This is a genomic window from Streptomyces amritsarensis, from assembly GCF_001953875.1.
GTDB lineage: Bacteria > Actinomycetota > Actinomycetes > Streptomycetales > Streptomycetaceae > Streptomyces > Streptomyces amritsarensis.
The window spans coordinates 35,479-50,881 of record NZ_MQUR01000003.1 but is presented as its reverse complement, the minus strand read 5'-3'; the positions used below and the strand labels follow the sequence as shown (position 1 = coordinate 50,881).

General features: G+C 73.1%; 14 protein-coding genes and 3 pseudogenes. 10 read left to right on the top strand and 7 right to left on the bottom strand.

The features are described 5' to 3' along the window. Positions 1-97: 97 nt before the first annotated feature. Positions 98-760, bottom strand: a complete 663-nt coding sequence (locus AVW11_RS02200) for a DUF4232 domain-containing protein (protein WP_076043043.1) — start codon at positions 758-760, stop codon at positions 98-100. 190 nt (positions 761-950) lie between these two features. Here AVW11_RS02200 and AVW11_RS02195 point away from each other — a divergent pair, with 190 nt between their 5' ends. The 3 genes from AVW11_RS02195 to AVW11_RS02185 all read left to right on the top strand — a co-directional run bounded on the left by AVW11_RS02195 (position 951) and on the right by AVW11_RS02185 (position 2,601). Further along, the gene (locus AVW11_RS02195; RefSeq protein WP_076043042.1) at positions 951-1,367 is read left to right on the top strand and encodes a VOC family protein; all 417 of its coding nucleotides are present in this window, start codon (positions 951-953) and stop codon (positions 1,365-1,367) included. Between the two features lie 179 nt (positions 1,368-1,546). After that, positions 1,547-2,005 carry a GNAT family N-acetyltransferase gene (locus tag AVW11_RS02190; protein ID WP_076043041.1) on the top strand — a complete coding sequence of 153 codons (459 nt, stop codon included), beginning with the start codon at positions 1,547-1,549 and terminating at the stop codon, positions 2,003-2,005. A 179-nt stretch (positions 2,006-2,184) separates the two neighbouring features. Further along, positions 2,185-2,601, top strand: a complete 417-nt coding sequence (locus AVW11_RS02185) for a VOC family protein (RefSeq protein ID WP_030840000.1) — start codon at positions 2,185-2,187, stop codon at positions 2,599-2,601. 29 nt (positions 2,602-2,630) lie between these two features. On the opposite strand, the gene AVW11_RS02180 is transcribed toward AVW11_RS02185, so the two are convergent. Beyond that, positions 2,631-3,449 carry a copper chaperone gene (locus tag AVW11_RS02180; RefSeq protein ID WP_076043040.1) on the bottom strand — a complete coding sequence of 273 codons (819 nt, stop codon included), beginning with the start codon at positions 3,447-3,449 and terminating at the stop codon, positions 2,631-2,633. Further along, positions 3,449-4,891 carry a tyrosinase family protein gene (locus AVW11_RS02175; RefSeq protein WP_060177238.1) on the bottom strand — a complete coding sequence of 481 codons (1,443 nt, stop codon included), beginning with the start codon at positions 4,889-4,891 and terminating at the stop codon, positions 3,449-3,451. The genes AVW11_RS02180 and AVW11_RS02175 overlap by 1 nt, the downstream gene beginning before the upstream one ends. 238 nt (positions 4,892-5,129) lie before the next feature. Here AVW11_RS02175 and AVW11_RS02170 point away from each other — a divergent pair, with 238 nt between their 5' ends. The 3 genes from AVW11_RS02170 to AVW11_RS02160 are packed head-to-tail and all read left to right on the top strand — an operon-like array spanning position 5,130 to position 7,395. After that, positions 5,130-5,765 (top strand): ATP-binding cassette domain-containing protein, encoded by a 636-nt coding sequence (locus AVW11_RS02170; protein ID WP_030839991.1) that lies wholly within the window; start codon positions 5,130-5,132, stop codon positions 5,763-5,765. Further along, entirely contained in the window at positions 5,762-6,631 is an 870-nt protein-coding gene (locus AVW11_RS02165) for a metal ABC transporter permease (protein WP_060177237.1), read from the top strand. Before AVW11_RS02170 ends, AVW11_RS02165 begins: the two co-directional genes overlap by 4 nt. Then, a complete protein-coding gene (locus AVW11_RS02160; RefSeq protein WP_076043039.1) occupies positions 6,589-7,395 on the top strand; it encodes a metal ABC transporter substrate-binding protein in 807 nt (268 codons plus the stop codon). The genes AVW11_RS02165 and AVW11_RS02160 overlap by 43 nt, the downstream gene beginning before the upstream one ends. A 441-nt stretch (positions 7,396-7,836) precedes the next feature. On the opposite strand, the gene AVW11_RS37970 is transcribed toward AVW11_RS02160, so the two are convergent. Beyond that, positions 7,837-8,688, bottom strand: a complete 852-nt coding sequence (locus AVW11_RS37970) for a hypothetical protein (RefSeq protein WP_206281867.1) — start codon at positions 8,686-8,688, stop codon at positions 7,837-7,839. 47 nt (positions 8,689-8,735) lie between these two features. Between AVW11_RS37970 and AVW11_RS35585 the strand changes: the two are divergent. Both AVW11_RS35585 and AVW11_RS02145 read left to right on the top strand, forming a co-directional pair. Then, positions 8,736-9,443: pseudogene (locus tag AVW11_RS35585) on the top strand (transposase family protein); the annotation flags it as partial. Positions 9,444-9,510: 67 nt separating this feature from the next. Continuing rightward, complete coding sequence (locus AVW11_RS02145; protein WP_076043036.1) at positions 9,511-9,867, top strand: hypothetical protein; 357 nt, start codon at positions 9,511-9,513, stop codon at positions 9,865-9,867. On the opposite strand, the pseudogene AVW11_RS36305 reads toward AVW11_RS02145, so the two are convergent. Next, positions 9,857-10,639, bottom strand: a pseudogene (locus AVW11_RS36305) (IS5 family transposase). The gene AVW11_RS02145 and the pseudogene AVW11_RS36305 overlap by 11 nt on opposite strands. Positions 10,640-10,701: 62 nt before the next feature. Here AVW11_RS36305 and AVW11_RS02130 point away from each other — a divergent pair. Both AVW11_RS02130 and AVW11_RS36300 read left to right on the top strand, forming a co-directional pair. Then, positions 10,702-11,466 carry a maleylpyruvate isomerase family mycothiol-dependent enzyme gene (locus tag AVW11_RS02130; protein ID WP_076043086.1) on the top strand — a complete coding sequence of 255 codons (765 nt, stop codon included), beginning with the start codon at positions 10,702-10,704 and terminating at the stop codon, positions 11,464-11,466. Between the two features lie 89 nt (positions 11,467-11,555). Beyond that, positions 11,556-11,651 (top strand): annotated as a pseudogene (locus AVW11_RS36300) (transposase family protein); the annotation flags it as partial. A gap of 260 nt (positions 11,652-11,911) precedes the next feature. Here AVW11_RS36300 and AVW11_RS02120 read toward each other — a convergent pair. Both AVW11_RS02120 and AVW11_RS02115 read right to left on the bottom strand, forming a co-directional pair. Then, positions 11,912-13,570, bottom strand: a complete 1,659-nt coding sequence (locus AVW11_RS02120; protein ID WP_076043034.1) for an AMP-binding protein — start codon at positions 13,568-13,570, stop codon at positions 11,912-11,914. After that, on the bottom strand, positions 13,567-15,357 hold the full coding sequence (locus AVW11_RS02115) for a CoA transferase (RefSeq protein WP_076043033.1): 1,791 nt from the start codon (positions 15,355-15,357) through the stop codon (positions 13,567-13,569). Before AVW11_RS02115 ends, AVW11_RS02120 begins: the two co-directional genes overlap by 4 nt. Positions 15,358-15,403 lie beyond the last annotated feature (46 nt).

Below are 15,403 nucleotides of genomic sequence, written 5' to 3'. Positions count from 1 at the left end.
CGTCGTGGACGGCCCCACTTTTCGGGAGTCATCCTGACGGCCCCCCGCGGCCCCCACCCGCGACCCGCCGCAGCGCGCCCAGGGTCACCCGTCGGGGCTACAGGCTCAGGGCGTCCTCGGCGTTGTCCACCCACGGCGTCACGGAGTTCTTGGCGGCGGAGACGTACAGGCCCGGGGTGGACGCCTTGAGCGGGGTCTGCACGAGGTCGGACTCGGTGTTCATGGTCATCGCGATCGAGTCGACGGTCTTGCCGGTGCCGTCCGCGGCACCGCCCATGAGGCCGGCGTAGGCGGACTTGCCCGGGGCGAGCCTGATCGCGTCCTCGATGCCGGGGGCCGTGCCCCGCTCCGTGGCCTGCCCGTCCAGGGCGCCGAAGGTGACGACCGGGTGCCCGAGCACCCTGCACGGCTTCGTGCCCTTGTTGGTGATCTTCAGCAGGTAGCTGCTGGTCGTGGGCTCCGCCAGGCTCGCGGTGAACGTCACGTCCTGGGTGCTGCACGGGAAGACGTCGAAGTCGGGGTCGGTCGGAGCCTTCGTGCCGGGGGCGCCGGCGGACACCGACGGCTTGGCCGGCTTCGCCGTCGGTGTCGCGGACGTCGACGGCGCGGCCGAGCCGGCCGGGGAGGCGGAGGCGGTCGGCGTGCCCGCGGACGGCGTGCCGGTCCCGCCGGCCGCGTCGTCCCCGGTGGGCCCGCAGGCGGTCAGCGCCAGGGCGGACAGGGCGGCGAGGGCGACGGCGGTTCTGCGTACGGTGCTCATGGTGTTCCCCCAGATGAGGTGCGACTCGCGCGGGGCCGTGCCGTTGCGTTCCGGCGGCCTGGCACCAGGATCCCGTCGAAGCTTCACAGCTTGGTGACGGGCCGTTGCCGAGTCGACCACGGTTGCCGGCGCGCCGCCCCCGCCTCCCCTAACCTGAAATGACAACAGACCAGCAGGAAGGGAATGTTCCATGCCTTCTCGCCTCAACCCGTACATCAGCTTCGACGGCGACGCCCGGCAGGCCCTGGAGTTCTACAAGGAGGTCTTCGGCGGCACCCTGGCGCTGAACACGTACGGCGACTTCGGCGGGGAGGAGGCCGGCGACGCCTCCGACCGGATCATGCACGGCATGCTGGAGACCGCGAGCGGCTTCACCCTCATGGCCGCCGACAACCCCCCGGGCACCCCGCACAGCCCGGGCAACAACATCTCGGTGAGCGTGAGCGGGGAGGACGACGCCGAGCTGCGCGGCTACTGGGACGCGCTCTCCGCCGGCGGTACGGTCTCGGTGCCGCTGGAGAAGCAGATGTGGGGCGATGTCTTCGGCATGTGCGCGGACCGCTTCGGCATCACCTGGCTCGTCGACATCAGCGCACCCAAGGGCTGACCCGGCCGCCTTCGGCACGGCCGGCGCTCCCGCGCCACCTCCACGGTGGCGCTGCGGCCGTGCCCTTTTCGACACCGCGGCACCTGCCCCGGCGGCCGGACTTGAGCATGATCGGTTCTCCGTACCGTGCGGGAGCACGGGCGGCACGCCCCGCCCCTCGATCGCAGGAGTCCAGCCCCATGTCCGACATCACCGTGCGCGCCGTACGGCCCGGGGACTTCGCGCAGTGGCGTGCCCTGTACCGGGGTTACGCCGACTTCTACGAGGTGGAGCAGACCGAGGAGGCGGCCGGCACGGTGTGGTCGTGGGTGAACGACCCGGCCCACGAGGTCGGCGCCCTGGTCGCCGAGGACGCCGCGGGCCGGCTCCTCGGCCTGGCCCACTACCGCCCCTTCGCCCGGCCCCTGTCCGCGACGGTCGGCTGCTTCCTCGACGACCTGTTCGTGGCACCGGAACACCGCGGGTCGGGCGCCGCCGACCTGCTGCTCGGCTCGCTGCGCGAGCTCGCGGCCGAACGGGGCTGGAGCGTGGTCCGCTGGATCACCGCGGACGACAACCACCGCGCGCGGGCCAAGTACGACCAGGTGGCGACGCGGACCATGTGGGTCACCTACGACATGCCCCCGGCCCGCCCCTGACCGCCGCCCCTTGGACCGGGAGAGCCGCAGCGGGGAGGACCGGTCGGACCGGCTGGGCGAGGCCTCGCCCCCGGAACCACCCTCCTGGCTGGCCCCTGCCTTCGCGGCATTGTCGGTGGCGTGTTCTAGCCTCGGCCCGGAAGCTCCCGTCCCATCCCGTCACCCGGAGGACCGGCTCGATGGCCTCGGCACCGCAGAAGATCACCACGTTCCTGATGTTCGAGGGCAGGGCGGAGGAGGCCCTGACCTTCTACACCTCGCTGTTCGACGACTCCGAGGTCCTCGACATCACCCGCTACGGCGCCGACGGCCCCGGCCCGGAGGGCACCGTGCTGCGTGCCACGTTCTCGCTCGCCGGACAGCGGTTCATGTGCATCGACAGCTACGTCCAGCACGAGTTCGGCTTCACCCCGGCGGTTTCGCTCTTCGTGGAGTGCGGGTCCGTCGCCGAGCTCGACCGCCTCCACGCGGCCCTCGCCGACGGGGGCAAGGAGCTGATGCCGGTGGGCGCGTACGGATTCAGCGCCCGGTTCGGCTGGGTGAACGACCGCTTCGGGGTGTCCTGGCAGCTGAACCTCCAGGAGCTGCCGGCCTGAGGGCCGGTCCGGGACGGAGGGGATACCCGTCAGGTCAGGGCGGGTGTGAGGGCGACCGCCAGTGCGGCCGCCGCGAGGACCGCGGCGGCGAGTCGCGTGGTGCGCCCCGGCCTGCGGGCGAACCGCTCCGCCGTGACGATCCCGGTGAGCAGCGCCATCCAGGCGAGCATGCCCGTGCCTGCGCCGCCGGCCGCGGCCATCACCGCCATCAGCAGCCAGCAGGACCTCAGACAGGCACCGCCGTGGCGGAGCCCGAAGCGGACGGTGCCCGCCGCGGCGCGCGGGCCGCTCAGCGGCAGCGGGGAGGAGCGGTGGCAGTCGCGCAGGGCGCGCCGTTTGTGGACCGTCGTCTGCCAGGCGGCGGCGAGCGCGAGCGTTCCGGCCAGTAGGGCGTCGCCGGGCAGGCGCGACCACAGGGGGGCCGATACGAGGAGCAGCGCGCCGTAGCCGGTCCACACCGCCAGGTAGACGGCGGCGAAGCCGCCCATCGCGCGCTGCCGGCGCCGTCGCAGGCTGTTCGCTCCCACGTGTGCGAGCGCCGGGAGGGCGGCGGGGAGCATCATCGCGACGCACATCAGCGCCCATGCCGCGAGGCCGCCGGGGCCCCCGGTCCCGGCGAAGCCGGTCGCGCCGTGGGCCGTGTGCGCGGGCACGTGGTGGTGGGGCGGCTCGCCGGCGGGGGCCGCGGGGTGGGCGCCGTGCACCGCCCCGGTCACGGTCAGCGCGGTCACGGCGATCCAGGCGGCGAGGGCCGCCAGTTCGTAGGGGAGGGTGACGCGCGGGTGGTGCCGTCGGGGGGCGGACGCCGGCCGTTCGGGCCGCGCCCGCGCCCCGCCCTCGATGGCCATCAGGTGTAGCTGAGACTGACGCGCCCGATCTCGACCGGAGGGTCCTCCACCGCCGCCGCCCCCGCCTCCGCCGCCGCTGCCGCTGCTGCTCCGAGCGGACGGAACGTGACGCTCAGCCGGTCTTCGTCCCAGGCGTCCTGCGCCCGCAGCCTGCGTACGAGCGGGGTGATCTCGACGCTCACCCGCAGGCCGTGCGGGTGTTCGTCGCCCCGCGGGTCCTGGGCCCGCTCGATGCCGAAGAACGACAGGTTGCCGACCCGGTGGCCCTCCGCCTGCTCGCGGGAGGCCCCTTCGGGCAGGTTCACGTAGATGCCGTAGACCTTGTCGGGGTTGGTGTCGCCCTCGATGTCCTCGACGTTGAGGTAGACGTGCCGGTCCGCGTCGGGTTCGTCGACGCCGAGCGCCTCGCCCAGCGGCCCGGTGGTGCGCCGGTCGATCGGTACGGCGATGCTCTCGGCACGGCCGACGAGGCGCAGGGGCTGTTCCGACGAGCCGGCCATCTCGCGGCGCCGGGGCGGGGTCGGCCCCGAGGCGCTCGGGCCGTTCGTCATCTCGGGCACGGGGAACTCCGTCGCGGACGGCGGAAGCGGAACCGGCGGGGAGATCGGCACGGGCGACTCGTAGGTGTAGCCCAGTTGCCCCGCGATGTCGAGGACGTCGGAGGCGGCCAGGCTCTGCTGGCTCCCGTCCGCGTCGAAGAACTTGTACTCCTGGGTGATCCAGCGCGGGTCGTCGGGGTCGCTGTTGCCCGTACGGCTCGACCACAGGAACCACAGTCGGTCGATGTTGGCGTGGTGGAGCCAGAAGACCGGATCCAGCGCGGCCGTGGTGGTCCGGCCCATCCAGCGGCCGATGTGGCTGTGCACGGCGTTGTGCGGAGTGTCCTCCAGAGCGCCCTTGCGGTTCCAGAAGGTGCTGCCGTTCGGCGTGATGCCCCCGCCGAACTCGGCTTCGCCGACGAACCGGGTGCGCCCCATCGCGTAGGCCGGGGAGGTGATCTCGAAAGGCAGGGGTTCGCCTTCGTTGACGAGGTTGGCCCGCTCGGCGAACAGCGGGTTGGCGCCGCCGTCCTCGTCGCGGAAGGCCGGTGGGATCCGGGCCTGCTCCCGGTCGGCGTCGTAGTCCCAGAACGGCAGCGCCCAGTCGGCCGGGCCGCCGAGCCGGACGACCGTCGCGCGGACGATCCGCTCGAAGTACCACAGGTACATGCGGTGCCAGGCGAGGAAGTACCACGAGCCGTGCTTGCAGCCGTTCCACAGCGGCCTCGGGGGCGTCGTGGCCGTCCCGTGGACGGCCGCCTGGTAGGTCCAGCCGGTGGGATCGTCGGGGTCCCGCGCCTTCATCTCGGCCACGGCCGCCGCGTAGTGGGCGAGCGTCAGGTCGCCGGCCGGGAGGGTCCACACGTTCCTGCGCACGTGCGCCACCTGCTGAGGGCTGCCCATCGCGTCCGCCTTCCATCAGGAATCGGGAGGAAACCTACCGAAATAACCTTCAGTGATCGAACCGGCACGCGGGCGGCAGGTCCGAAGGGGGCGCCCCGCACCCCTTTCCCGCCGCGGGGCCGTCGGCGCAATCCGCTCCGGGTCGGCGGGAACCCCGGGCGGCCCGCGTCCGACTACTGGCACGTGGGAGGTGCGCCGGCGCCGTCCCGCGCGGCCGAGGACGATCGAGAGGCGTGTGATGGGCGGACTGGACGTGCGCATGCGGGGGGTCGTCTGCCGGCACGGGCGGGTGGAGGCCGTCACCGGCGTGGACCTGGAGATCGCCGCCGGTGAGCGCGTGGCGCTGACCGGTACCAACGGCTCGGGCAAATCGACTCTGCTGCGTGCCGTCCTCGGTCTGCACCGCGGGACGGCGGGCTCGATCCTGGTCGGCGGCCGGGAGGGCCGCTCGCCCGCCGAGTGGGCGTGGCGGCGCCGGGCCTGCGCCTGGATCCCGCAGAAGCCGGCCGCCGGCCGCTTCCCGCTGCTCGGCACCGAACTGCTGGCCGGCAGCAAAGCCCCCGCGGAAGCGGCCGAGGCCGCCGACCGGCTCGGGGTGGGCGCGCTGACCGGCAGGCCCCTGCACACCCTTTCCGGGGGCCAGTTGCAGCGCATGTACCTGGCCCGGGCGATCGGATGCGTGGCCGCGGGCGCCGAGCTGCTCCTGGCGGACGAGCCGACGGCCGCCCTCGACTTCGACGGGCAGGCGGAGGCCGCGGACGTCCTCACCTCGCTGCCGGTGACCCTGCTCGTGGTGACGCACGACCGGAGCCTGGCGGACCGCTGCGACCGCGTACTGGAGATGGCCGCGGGCCGGCTGCGGGAGGTCCGGTGACCACCCTGGCCACCGCCGACCTCGGTGAACTCCTGCGCCTGCTGCCCGTGCAACGGGCGGGGGCGGCTCTGCTGCTGGCGGCGGTCGGACTGCCGGTGATCGGCGTCGTCATCGTCGGGCTCGACATCATGCCGGTCCGGTTCGCGATGATGCACGTGGCCCTGCTGGGCATCGCCGTGGGCCTGCTCACCGGCCTCGACCCCATGCTGTGCGCGCTGGTGGCGTGCGCGCTGGCCGGCGCGGGCGTCGCGCCGCTCGCCCGCACCCCCGACGGCCTGTCGGGAGCGATGGGTCTGCTGATGAGCCTGGCCGTCGCGGCGGCGCTGCTGCTGCTGGCCGTGTCCGGGGTCAACGCCTCCGGCGCCTTCGCCCTGCTGTGGGGGTCGATCCTGTCCGTCGGCACGCCCGACCTCCTCGTCCTCGGGGTCCTCGCCGTCGCCGTGCCCGGCCTGTTCTGGTGGCGGCGGCGCGAGATCGGGCTGCTGCTGTACGACCGCGAGCTCGCCCTGTGCTCGGGCGTCCCGGTGCGGGCGCTGACGGCCGCGCTCCTGGTCCTGGTCGCCGTCGCGGTCGCCGGGGCCGTCAAACTCACCGGCGCGCTGCTCGTCGACGCGCTGACCCTGCTGCCCGCGCTCGCCGCGCGCCGTCTGGGCAGTTCGCTGAAGTCGATCACGCTGTGGGCGGTGGGCATCGGCGTCGCGGTGAACCTGACGGGGTTCCTGCTGGCCCTGTGGCTGGACTGGCCGCCCGGCCCGGTCCTCGTCCTGACCGCGGGGGCGCTCGTCCTCGCGGTGCACTTCATACCCGAACGGAGAATCAGCTCATGGCGCGCACCTGCGTCCGTATCCCTGCCGTCCTCGCACTGAGCGCGGCCCTGCTCCTGACCGCCGGCTGCGGGAACGACGCCTCGTCCACCTCCGGCGAGGACGAGGGGCAGCCGCGCACCGGCAAGCCGTCCGTGGTGGTCACGACCACCTGGGAGGGTGCCTTCGCGAAGGCCGCCGGCGCCGAGGACATCAAGGTCATCGTGCCGCAGTCCGTCCACCACGCCCCCGACTACGACCCCCGGCCCTCGGACCTCGCGGCCGTGGCCGAGGCCGACTTCGTGCTGTACGCGCCCTTCGAACCGTACGCCGCGAAGATCAAGGAGGCCGCGGGGTCCAAGGCGAAGCTCGTCGAGGTGGAGCTCGACAACGACCCCGCGAAGGTGTCGGCGGAAGTCGGCCGACTGGCGGGGCTGTTCGGCACGGCTGACGCCGCCGCGCAGTGGAAGACCGGCTTCGACGCCGAGTACACGAAGCTGAACAAGGACCTCCGGGCGGCATGGCCCGGCGGCAGCAGCCCGTCCGTGGTGACGCAGGTCTTCACCGCGTGGGCGGCGAAGCTCGCGGGGGCCACCACGGTGGGCACGTACGGCCCGGAGGCCGTGACCCCGGCGCAGCTCGCCGAACTCTCGGCGAAGAGGCCCTCGCTGGTGCTGGACAACGCGCACATGTCGACCGGGGCGGTCCTGCCGGACTCCGGCGCCAAGCAGGTGAGGATCGTCAACTACCCGGGGAACGACCTCGATCTGCTGCCGGTCTACCGCAACGCGGCGGCGGAGCTGAAGAAGGCCATGGGCACCCCCTGACCGCCGGGTCCGTGACGGCGGGCCGCACGCCGGGCCGCACCGAGGCGGCCCGGCGTACGGCGCCCCCGTCGCCGAGGCGGCGTCGGCCGGCGTCTGCTCGATGACGAGGCCGATCCCGACGAGCACGCTGTCACACCGGAAGGAGCCGGCCGGAGCAATGGCTTGGTCCTGGCAAACGGTCAGCACGACGAGTATCTCGACGAGGACACGGTGCCGCTGCCCGACGCACTGCGGATCGTCGACCACATCCTCACGGCAGGCACCCCCCGGGCGACACCACGTGGTCGGTCGACAGAGGGAGGACGCCGGCACCTGGGGAATTACGTGACCGCAGCCAGCTCTTTCCGACTTCACGCTGAGCTGGTCAGGTGTAGGGCGAGGACGGCTTGGGCGAGTGCGGTGATGCGGACCGGACGGCGGCGTGCACGAGCACCGAGTTGGTCACGGGTGGATGCCCGCCTGTGCAGCCAGATACTCGACGCCGCGGTGGCCGGACTCCTTGGACACGTGAACGTGGACCGCGTGCCGGCCGGACAGCAGTGCAGGGTCGGATTGGTCGCCGCGGAAGGCGACCTGTACCGCATCGCGGCGGAAGCCGTGCAGGCCGTGCTCGGGTCTGTCCGGCCAGCGGCCCGGCCATACGAGGAAGACCGCGCTGCCGTTGTCACCCAGTGCCGCGATAACCCGGTCCTCGGCCGTCCCCGGTGCGAACCGGGCCGACATCTCGAGCGGCAGGTGTGCCTCCAGTTCACGGTCGTCCATGACCGACACGTCCGGTTCGCAACCGCCGGCGCCGGCGCCGGCGCCGCAAGAGGGTCGGGTACCAGGGTAAGCACGGTGCACAAAGCGGGAGTTCGGCAGCGCCGCCGCCATCCGGCGGACCTCGTCGGCGCTCTCCAGGTGCGTCAGCAGTTCCGCCTCCTCGCCGCGGTGTTCCATCAGCGCGCACAGTCGCATGGCCTGGCGGTACGCGTCGGCGGCGTCAGCGGTGACGTGGACACAGCGTGAGTAGCCGACCAGGCAGTCTTCGCACATGGCCGCATGGTGCCACCCGCTGGTCCGGACTGTCACCCGGAATGATCGGCGGACTCCGATGCCGAAGGGCGGCCGTCGGCATGGCTCCCACGATGCTTTGACGAGCAGGGCGTACAAGCGGTGCAGGCCGATGGAGTCGAGGTGGAGAAAGTCCGTCGCGAGCAGGCCGCCGACCTGGGTCTTGAGGAACTGACTCAGAGCGACCGGCAATAGGTGTCGGCGAGGTCGGCCCGGGCGGCAGAACGGGCACAGGTCCACGTGATCATGGAGTTGTCTATGCTCAGTGATCGCGAAGGACAGCCGTGCCCGCGCTGCCACTTGCCTGCTCGAACCGGTTCGAACACATGGTGCTCGCGCTGGTCCACGGCTCGGGTTACGAGCGCCTGTCCAGTCCCGGATGCTCCGACCGCACCTCCGCCGACGACTCAAGGAGTGGGCCGCGCAAGGCATTTCCGAGGCCGTCCACCCCATCGCGCTCCAGGCGTACGACCGCATGATCGGCCTGGAGCCGTCCGAGATTTCCGTCGACGGCTGCATCACCAAGGCCCCGTACGGCGGCGAGTGCGCAGGCCGGTCCCCGGTCGACCGCGGGAAGCAGGGCCTGAAGCGCTCGCTCGCCTCCGACGCGTGCGGCGTCCCGCTCGGCCTGGTCGCCGCAGGGGCCAACCGCCACGACACGCCTCTCCTAGGCCCGACCCTCGAAGCGGCCATCGGACAGGTGGGACCGCTGCCCGAGGATGTGAACGTCAACCTCGACCGGGGCTACGACGACAGCAAGTCCCGCACTCTGCTTACCCGCCCCGATCCAGGCCGGTAAGCGGTGGACCGTGGAACGGACGCACTCGTGGATGAACGGCTACGGCAAGCTCCGGCGCTGCACCGAGAGGAACGGCGCGGTCGTCGAGTTCTACCTCCACCTCGCCGCGACTCTCGTCACGCTCCGCATGCTCATCCGACGCTCGACGAGCCGCTACCGCTGGGACGGCCGCCCCACCACCCGGCGCCTCAAGTGATCCATCTGCTGGTCGGGTTTAGACGTCGCTTCTTATGGCTGTCAGAGCGGCATGAGAGCCTCCCGGCATGAGTTATGACCTTGCTGTCTGGGAAGGCGAGAGGCCGGCGGATGACAAGACCGCCGGTCGGGTCTTCGACGACTTGTACGACCGCTACATCGACAGCGAGGTGGAAGCGCCTCCGTCCGAGCGCATCGCGGCCTGCGTGGCCGCGTTGCTTGAGCGGTGGTGCGACCTAACCGAGGACGAGGAGGACACCTCGCCCTGGTCAACCGGGCCCCTGATCGGCGAGGCCGGCGGTCCGCTGATCTACTTCCCCATGAGGTGGAGCATGGCCGAGGAGGCGTCGGCCTACGCGGCGGCCGTCGCGGAGTCCATGGGGCTGATCTGCTTCGACGTACAGCAGAACCGGCTCAGGCCGTGAGAGGGACGGCTAAGCGGCGGTAGCCGATGAGGGTTGCTGCTATGCCGACGAAGGCGGGGAAGTGTTCAGCCTTGCGTTCGTAGCGGCGGTGGAGCCTTCGACAGCCGGCCAGCCAGGACACGGTTCGTTCGACCACCCAGCGGTGCCGGCCCAGCCGCTGCGAGGACTCGATGCCCTTGCGGGTGGTGCGATGGCGGATACCGCGCCCGCCGAGCCATCGGCGCAGGTGGTCATCATCGTAGCCCTTGTCGGCGTGCAGCTTGGCCGGCCGTCGACGCCGGGGCCCGCGGCGGGAGCGAATGGGCGGGATGCCGCTCACAAGTGGCTCCAGACCCTGACTGTCGTGAATGTTCGCGCCGGAGATCCCATGGACAGCGGCAGTCCGTTCCGGTCACAGATCAGGTGGATCTTCGATCCCAGCTTGCCGCAGTCGGTCGATTCGGTCCCGTCAGCGGCCCCCTTCTGCGGCCCGCAAGCTCACTGAGTCGATCGCGCACCGCGACCAGTCCAGCTCGCCACGCGCTCCAAGTTCATCGAGGATCACGCGGTAGAGCCGGGCCCAGACCCGGTCCCGGCTTCACTGGGCGAACCGGCGACAGACCGTGGGCCAGGCCGGGCCGAACACCGGCGGCAGCTGCCGCCGGGTGCAGCCCGACATCGCCACGACGATGAACGCCGCCCGCGCCTCCCGATCACCTGCTCGACGTCGGCCACCGCCCTGCGGACGTATCACTTCCGTCGGCGGCACCACCCGCCGGAACACAACCCACAACTCGTAAGAAGGGACGTCTTAATCGAGTGCGAGAGTCCCGGGCCGGGTGGTACAAGGTCCGCGTGGCTGATCATCTCTCCTTCCCCACTCTGCTGCAGATGATTGACGAGCGTTCCGCCGCGTTCCGCGTTGCCGTCGCCGCGGCCCCCAGTCTCGACGCCGACGTCCCGTCCTGCCCGGGCTGGACGCTGTACGACCTGGCGAGCCACCTCAGTGAGGGGGACCGCTTCTGGGCCTACATCGTGCTGAACACCGCGCCGGGCGACGAGCGGCCGAGCAAGGACGGCCGGGCGGCGCCCAGGGAGCGCGAGGCCCTCATAGCCTGGCTGGCCGACTCGACGGAGCAGCTGCTCACTGCTCTGCGCGAGGCCGGCCCGGACCGGGGCTGCTGGGCCTGGTGGGAGCCGCTGGCCTCGCCGCACACGGTGGCCGCCGTGGCCCGCCGCCGCGTCCCGGAATCGCTGATCCACACCTACGACGCCCAGCTGGCCTCCGGTACCCCGCAGGAGCTGCCGACGACCGAGGCGGTCGACGCCATCGAGGAGTTCCTCGCCACCGTCTGCACCGGCACGGTCCCGTGGCCGGGCGAGCCCGCCACCATGGACTACCACGCAGCCGGGTCCGGCTCCTGGCGCCAGACGGTGGACGCCGCCGGTTCCCGCTTCACCCGCCTCACCGCGGCGCAGGCCGCCGAGACCAAGCCCACCGCCGCCGTCTACGGCACGGCAAGCGAGATGGCCCTGCTCATGTACATGCGCATCCCGGCCGGCTCGCTGCGGATCGAGGGCGACGCCGACCTGCTCCAGCAGCTGCAGGACTGGGGCTGAGGCCGACCGGCAGATGGATCACTTGAGGCGTCGGGTGGTGGGGCGGCCGTCCCAGCGGCAGCGGCTCGTCGAACGTCGGAACAACTCGCCACCTCCGCAACGGCCACCCCTACGCCCAGCTCGCGGCCGGGTTCGGTGTCGGCACCACCACCGCCTACCGATACGTCGCCGAATGGATCACTGTCCGAGGCCGTGACGGTGGGCGCCCCGTGAACTGCGCCCAGTGCGGCGACGAAGTTCCGCGTAAAGACGTGCACTACTCCGAGTACCTGTCACGGGACTACGCATACCTGAACCCGCACTGCTTCGGTGAAAGAAGCTCGGGTCTTCGCTGGGGCCCACGTTCTGCCGTCGCGCGGCAGGAGAGCGGAAAGCAGTCCGGCAACCCCGCAGGGCACCACACCGCCCCCGCATCTGTGTGTCCGCGCGGCATCCCTGGCCCCGGCTATACGAGGGCGGTGCTCTCGGTCAGGCGTTCGCGCAGGGCCGCGCGGTCCGGTTTGCCGGCGGCCGTCAGGGGCAGTTCGGGGACGACCAGGAGCCGCTCGGGATGCTTGCGCCGCTCCAGGCCGCGCCCGGTCAGGTGTGCGCGGAGGGAGGCGAGGGTGGGGGGCTGTGCCCCCCGGGCCACGACGCAGGCCGCGAGGCGCTCCCCCATCAGCGGGTCGGGCACGCCGACGCACGCCACGTCGCGGACCTGGGGGTGCGCGGTGAGTTCCCGCTCCACCTCGGCCGGGCTGATATTGGCTCCGCCGCGGATGACAATGTCCTTGAGGCGGCCGACGACGTGCAGGAGGCCGTCGGCGTCGAGGTAGCCGAGGTCGCCGGTGCGGACCCAGCCCTCGGGTGTGCGGTAGCGGGCGTCCAGCTCGGGGGCGCCGACGTAGCACAGCGGGGTCATCGGGCCGCGCGAGATGATCTCGCCCACGGCGCCGTCGGGGAGCAGCTGGTGCGTGGAGGGGTCGGCGATGCGGATCTCGGCGACCCGGGGGTCGGGGTGGCCGGCGACGACGCCGGAGCCGTCGGTGGGCGGTACCGCACGACCCAGCCCCGTATGGCAGTTGACGCCGTCGGCGGACCCGTAGAGGTTGACGACGGAGCAGCCGAAGGCCTGTGCCGCCGCGGCCGCGGTGGTCGCGTCGAGCGGCGCCCCGCCGAGGACGAGCGCCGTGGGCGGCGGCAGCTCCTCGTCCGTCACGTCGAGGCGTTCGAGCATCATGCGGACCATGGTGGGCACCCCGAGGACGTGCGTCGGCCGGTGTGCGCGCACGGCGGCCAGCGCGGCGTCCGCGGTGAAGTGGTCGAGCAGCACGAGGGTGCCGCCGTGCCGGGCAAGGGTGACCGCGGTGCCGTTGGAGCCGAAGGCGGAGGCCAGCGGGACGAGGAAGAGACAGCGCGGCGGGGTGCCGTCGGGGATGAGGGAGGCCAGGAAGTTGCCGCGGCCGCCGGCGAGCGCGTTGTGCGAGTACGCGACCATCTTGGGCTCGGCCTCGGAGCCGGAGGAGACGAGGATGCGTGCCGCGCTGTCGGGGTCGGGCCGGGCGGGCACGAACCCGACGGGGTCGCTGCGCAGCAGCTCCGCCAGCGGAATCGTTCCGTCGGGGACGGTGCCCGGCCGTCCCGCGGCGATGACGTGCCGCAGCCGCGGCAGTGCCGCGGCCAGGGTGCGCAGATCTGCCGCGTGCCGGTACGCGCGGTGTTCGGTCGCCGCGATGACGGCGACGGCCTCGGAGCGGCGCAGCAGGCCCTCGGCCTCCAGGACGCCCCGGCCGACGGGGAAGGGCAGCGGGACCGCGCCGAGGGCGGCCAGCGCCAGGTCGGCGATGACGGCGCCGCGGCCGTCGGGGAGTTGGACGCCGACCACGTCGCCCGGGCCGATCCCGAGCTCCCTCAGGCCGGTGGCCAGACATCGGACCTTGCGGTCGAGGGCGGTGTAGCAGAGCTTGCCCTTGGCGTCGATGACGGCGGTGCGGTGCAGGTCGGCGATCTGGCGGGCGCGGAAGAGGCTGTAGAGGTCGAGGTCGGGGCAGGTGCCGTCGACCACCCAGGAACGGCGGAGTTCGGCGGGCAGCAGGTCACGCAGGACGAGCCTCTCGGCGGTCATACGAAGCTCCAGGGGTCGGGGACTGCGGGGGCGCCGTGCGCGTCGCGGCTGATCGAGCCGGCGAAGCGCGGGTCGTGGTGCAGGTCGGGCAGTTCGGTGGTGACGGCGGCCGCGGTCAGGCCGTGCTCGCGCAGCCGGGACAGGGCCTCGCCCGTGGGCAGGCCGCGCAGGTCGTGGCCGGCCGCGGCACGGGCGTCGGCGTCGGCTGGTGCGATCCAGCCGTCGGCCGTGGCCAGCGGGTGGCGGAATCCGGCCGGGCGGCGGGGGTCCTCGCCGCGGGCCGCCCGGCGCAGGGCGGGGCCGGTCAGGGTGTCGGCGGCGCCGAGCAGGGAGGAGTCGACCCGTACGCCGCGGCCGGTGCGTTCGCGCAGCAGCAGCCCTGCGAGAACGGCCTCGGCGCCCAGCAGTCCGCCGAGGACGTCGAGGAGGGTCATCAGCGAGGGCGCGGGGATCTCGCCCGCGGGCCGGGCGGCCTCGCCGACGCCCGTCCGGGCCTGGACCATGAAGTCCGTGCCCATGGGGGCGTCGTCGAGCCGGCCGGCCCAGCCGCTGGTGTACGCGTAAACCAGCGCGGGGTTGACCCGTGCGAGGTCGTCGGCGTCGAGGCCGAGGGCGGCGGCCTTGCCCGGCGCCCAGTTGTGCAGGAAGACGTCGGCGTGCGCCGCCATGTCCCGCAGCCGGCCGCGGTCCGCCTCCGCCTTGATGTCGATCTCGACGGCCCGCTTGCCGCGGTTGAGGGCGAGCCAGCGGGCGGAGATCCCGCAGCAGGCGGGGGGCATGCCGCGCAGCGGGTCGCCGCCGGGCGGTTCGATGCGGATCACGTCGGCGCCGAGCAGCCCGAGCAGGTGCGCGGCGAGCGGCGCCTGGATGCGGCGGCCGGCCTCCAGCACGGTCAGCCCGGCGAGCGGCCGGCCGGGGGCCGGGCCCGTCGGGCGGGCCGCTCCGGCGGCGGCCGGTACCCCGCCCGCCGTCGGGGTCAGGAACCAGGGTGCGGCGCCGTCGTGTTCCGCGGCCCGGTCCGCGAGGGTGCGCAGCGCGCACACCTCGGCGCCGGAGGCGGCCGCGGCTGCAAGGATGCGGTCCCAGCCGTGGGACCGCGCGGTGGTGTGGAGGGCTGCCGGGATCGGGGCGCAGGCGGTGGCGTAGCGGAACTGGAAGGGCCGCCAGCCGGTCCGGAGGGCTTCCCGGGGTGCCTCCAGGGCCTGCCAGAAGGCGGCCCAGGCGCCCGCGTCGAGCGTCTCCAGTTCGAAGAGGACCCCGTCGGCGGAGGTGAAGGGCGGCCCGCCGGCGCAGGTTTCGGCCGCCTCGCCCTCATCGGCGCCGGCGGCGGCGAGGTACTGGGACACGGCGAGCAGTCCGGCCCGGTCCGCGCTGGTCGCGACGTGGGCGGCGGCGCCGCCGCGGGCCTGGCCCACCAGGTTCGCGAGCAGTCCCTGCACCGTGAGGACGGCGGTGGCCGTGGCGGCGTAGTCGACGGCCAGTCCGCGCGGGGTGCCGTCCCGCCGCCCGTGCACGGCCATGATGCCGGTGGCGGCCTGCACCGTGGCCTCGTCGGCGAGTCCGCTCGCGGGGTCCGCCCAGGCGGCGGTGGCGAGCGCCGGTGCGAAGCCGCCGCCGGCGAGCGTCGTGCCGGCGGCGGGCCCGTCCGTGGGAGCGGGGCGGTCCGCCCGTGCGCCGAGCAGCCGCAGGTGATCGGTGACGACGCCGGTGATCTGCGGCGGCCCGGAGGTGTCGAAGCGCAGTGTGTCGAGCGGCCGTACCGTCTGCTTGGTTGCCGGTGACGCCATGCCTCTCCTCTCCTGGCCGCGGTGGTGGCCGCGGCCCGGGTCCTGC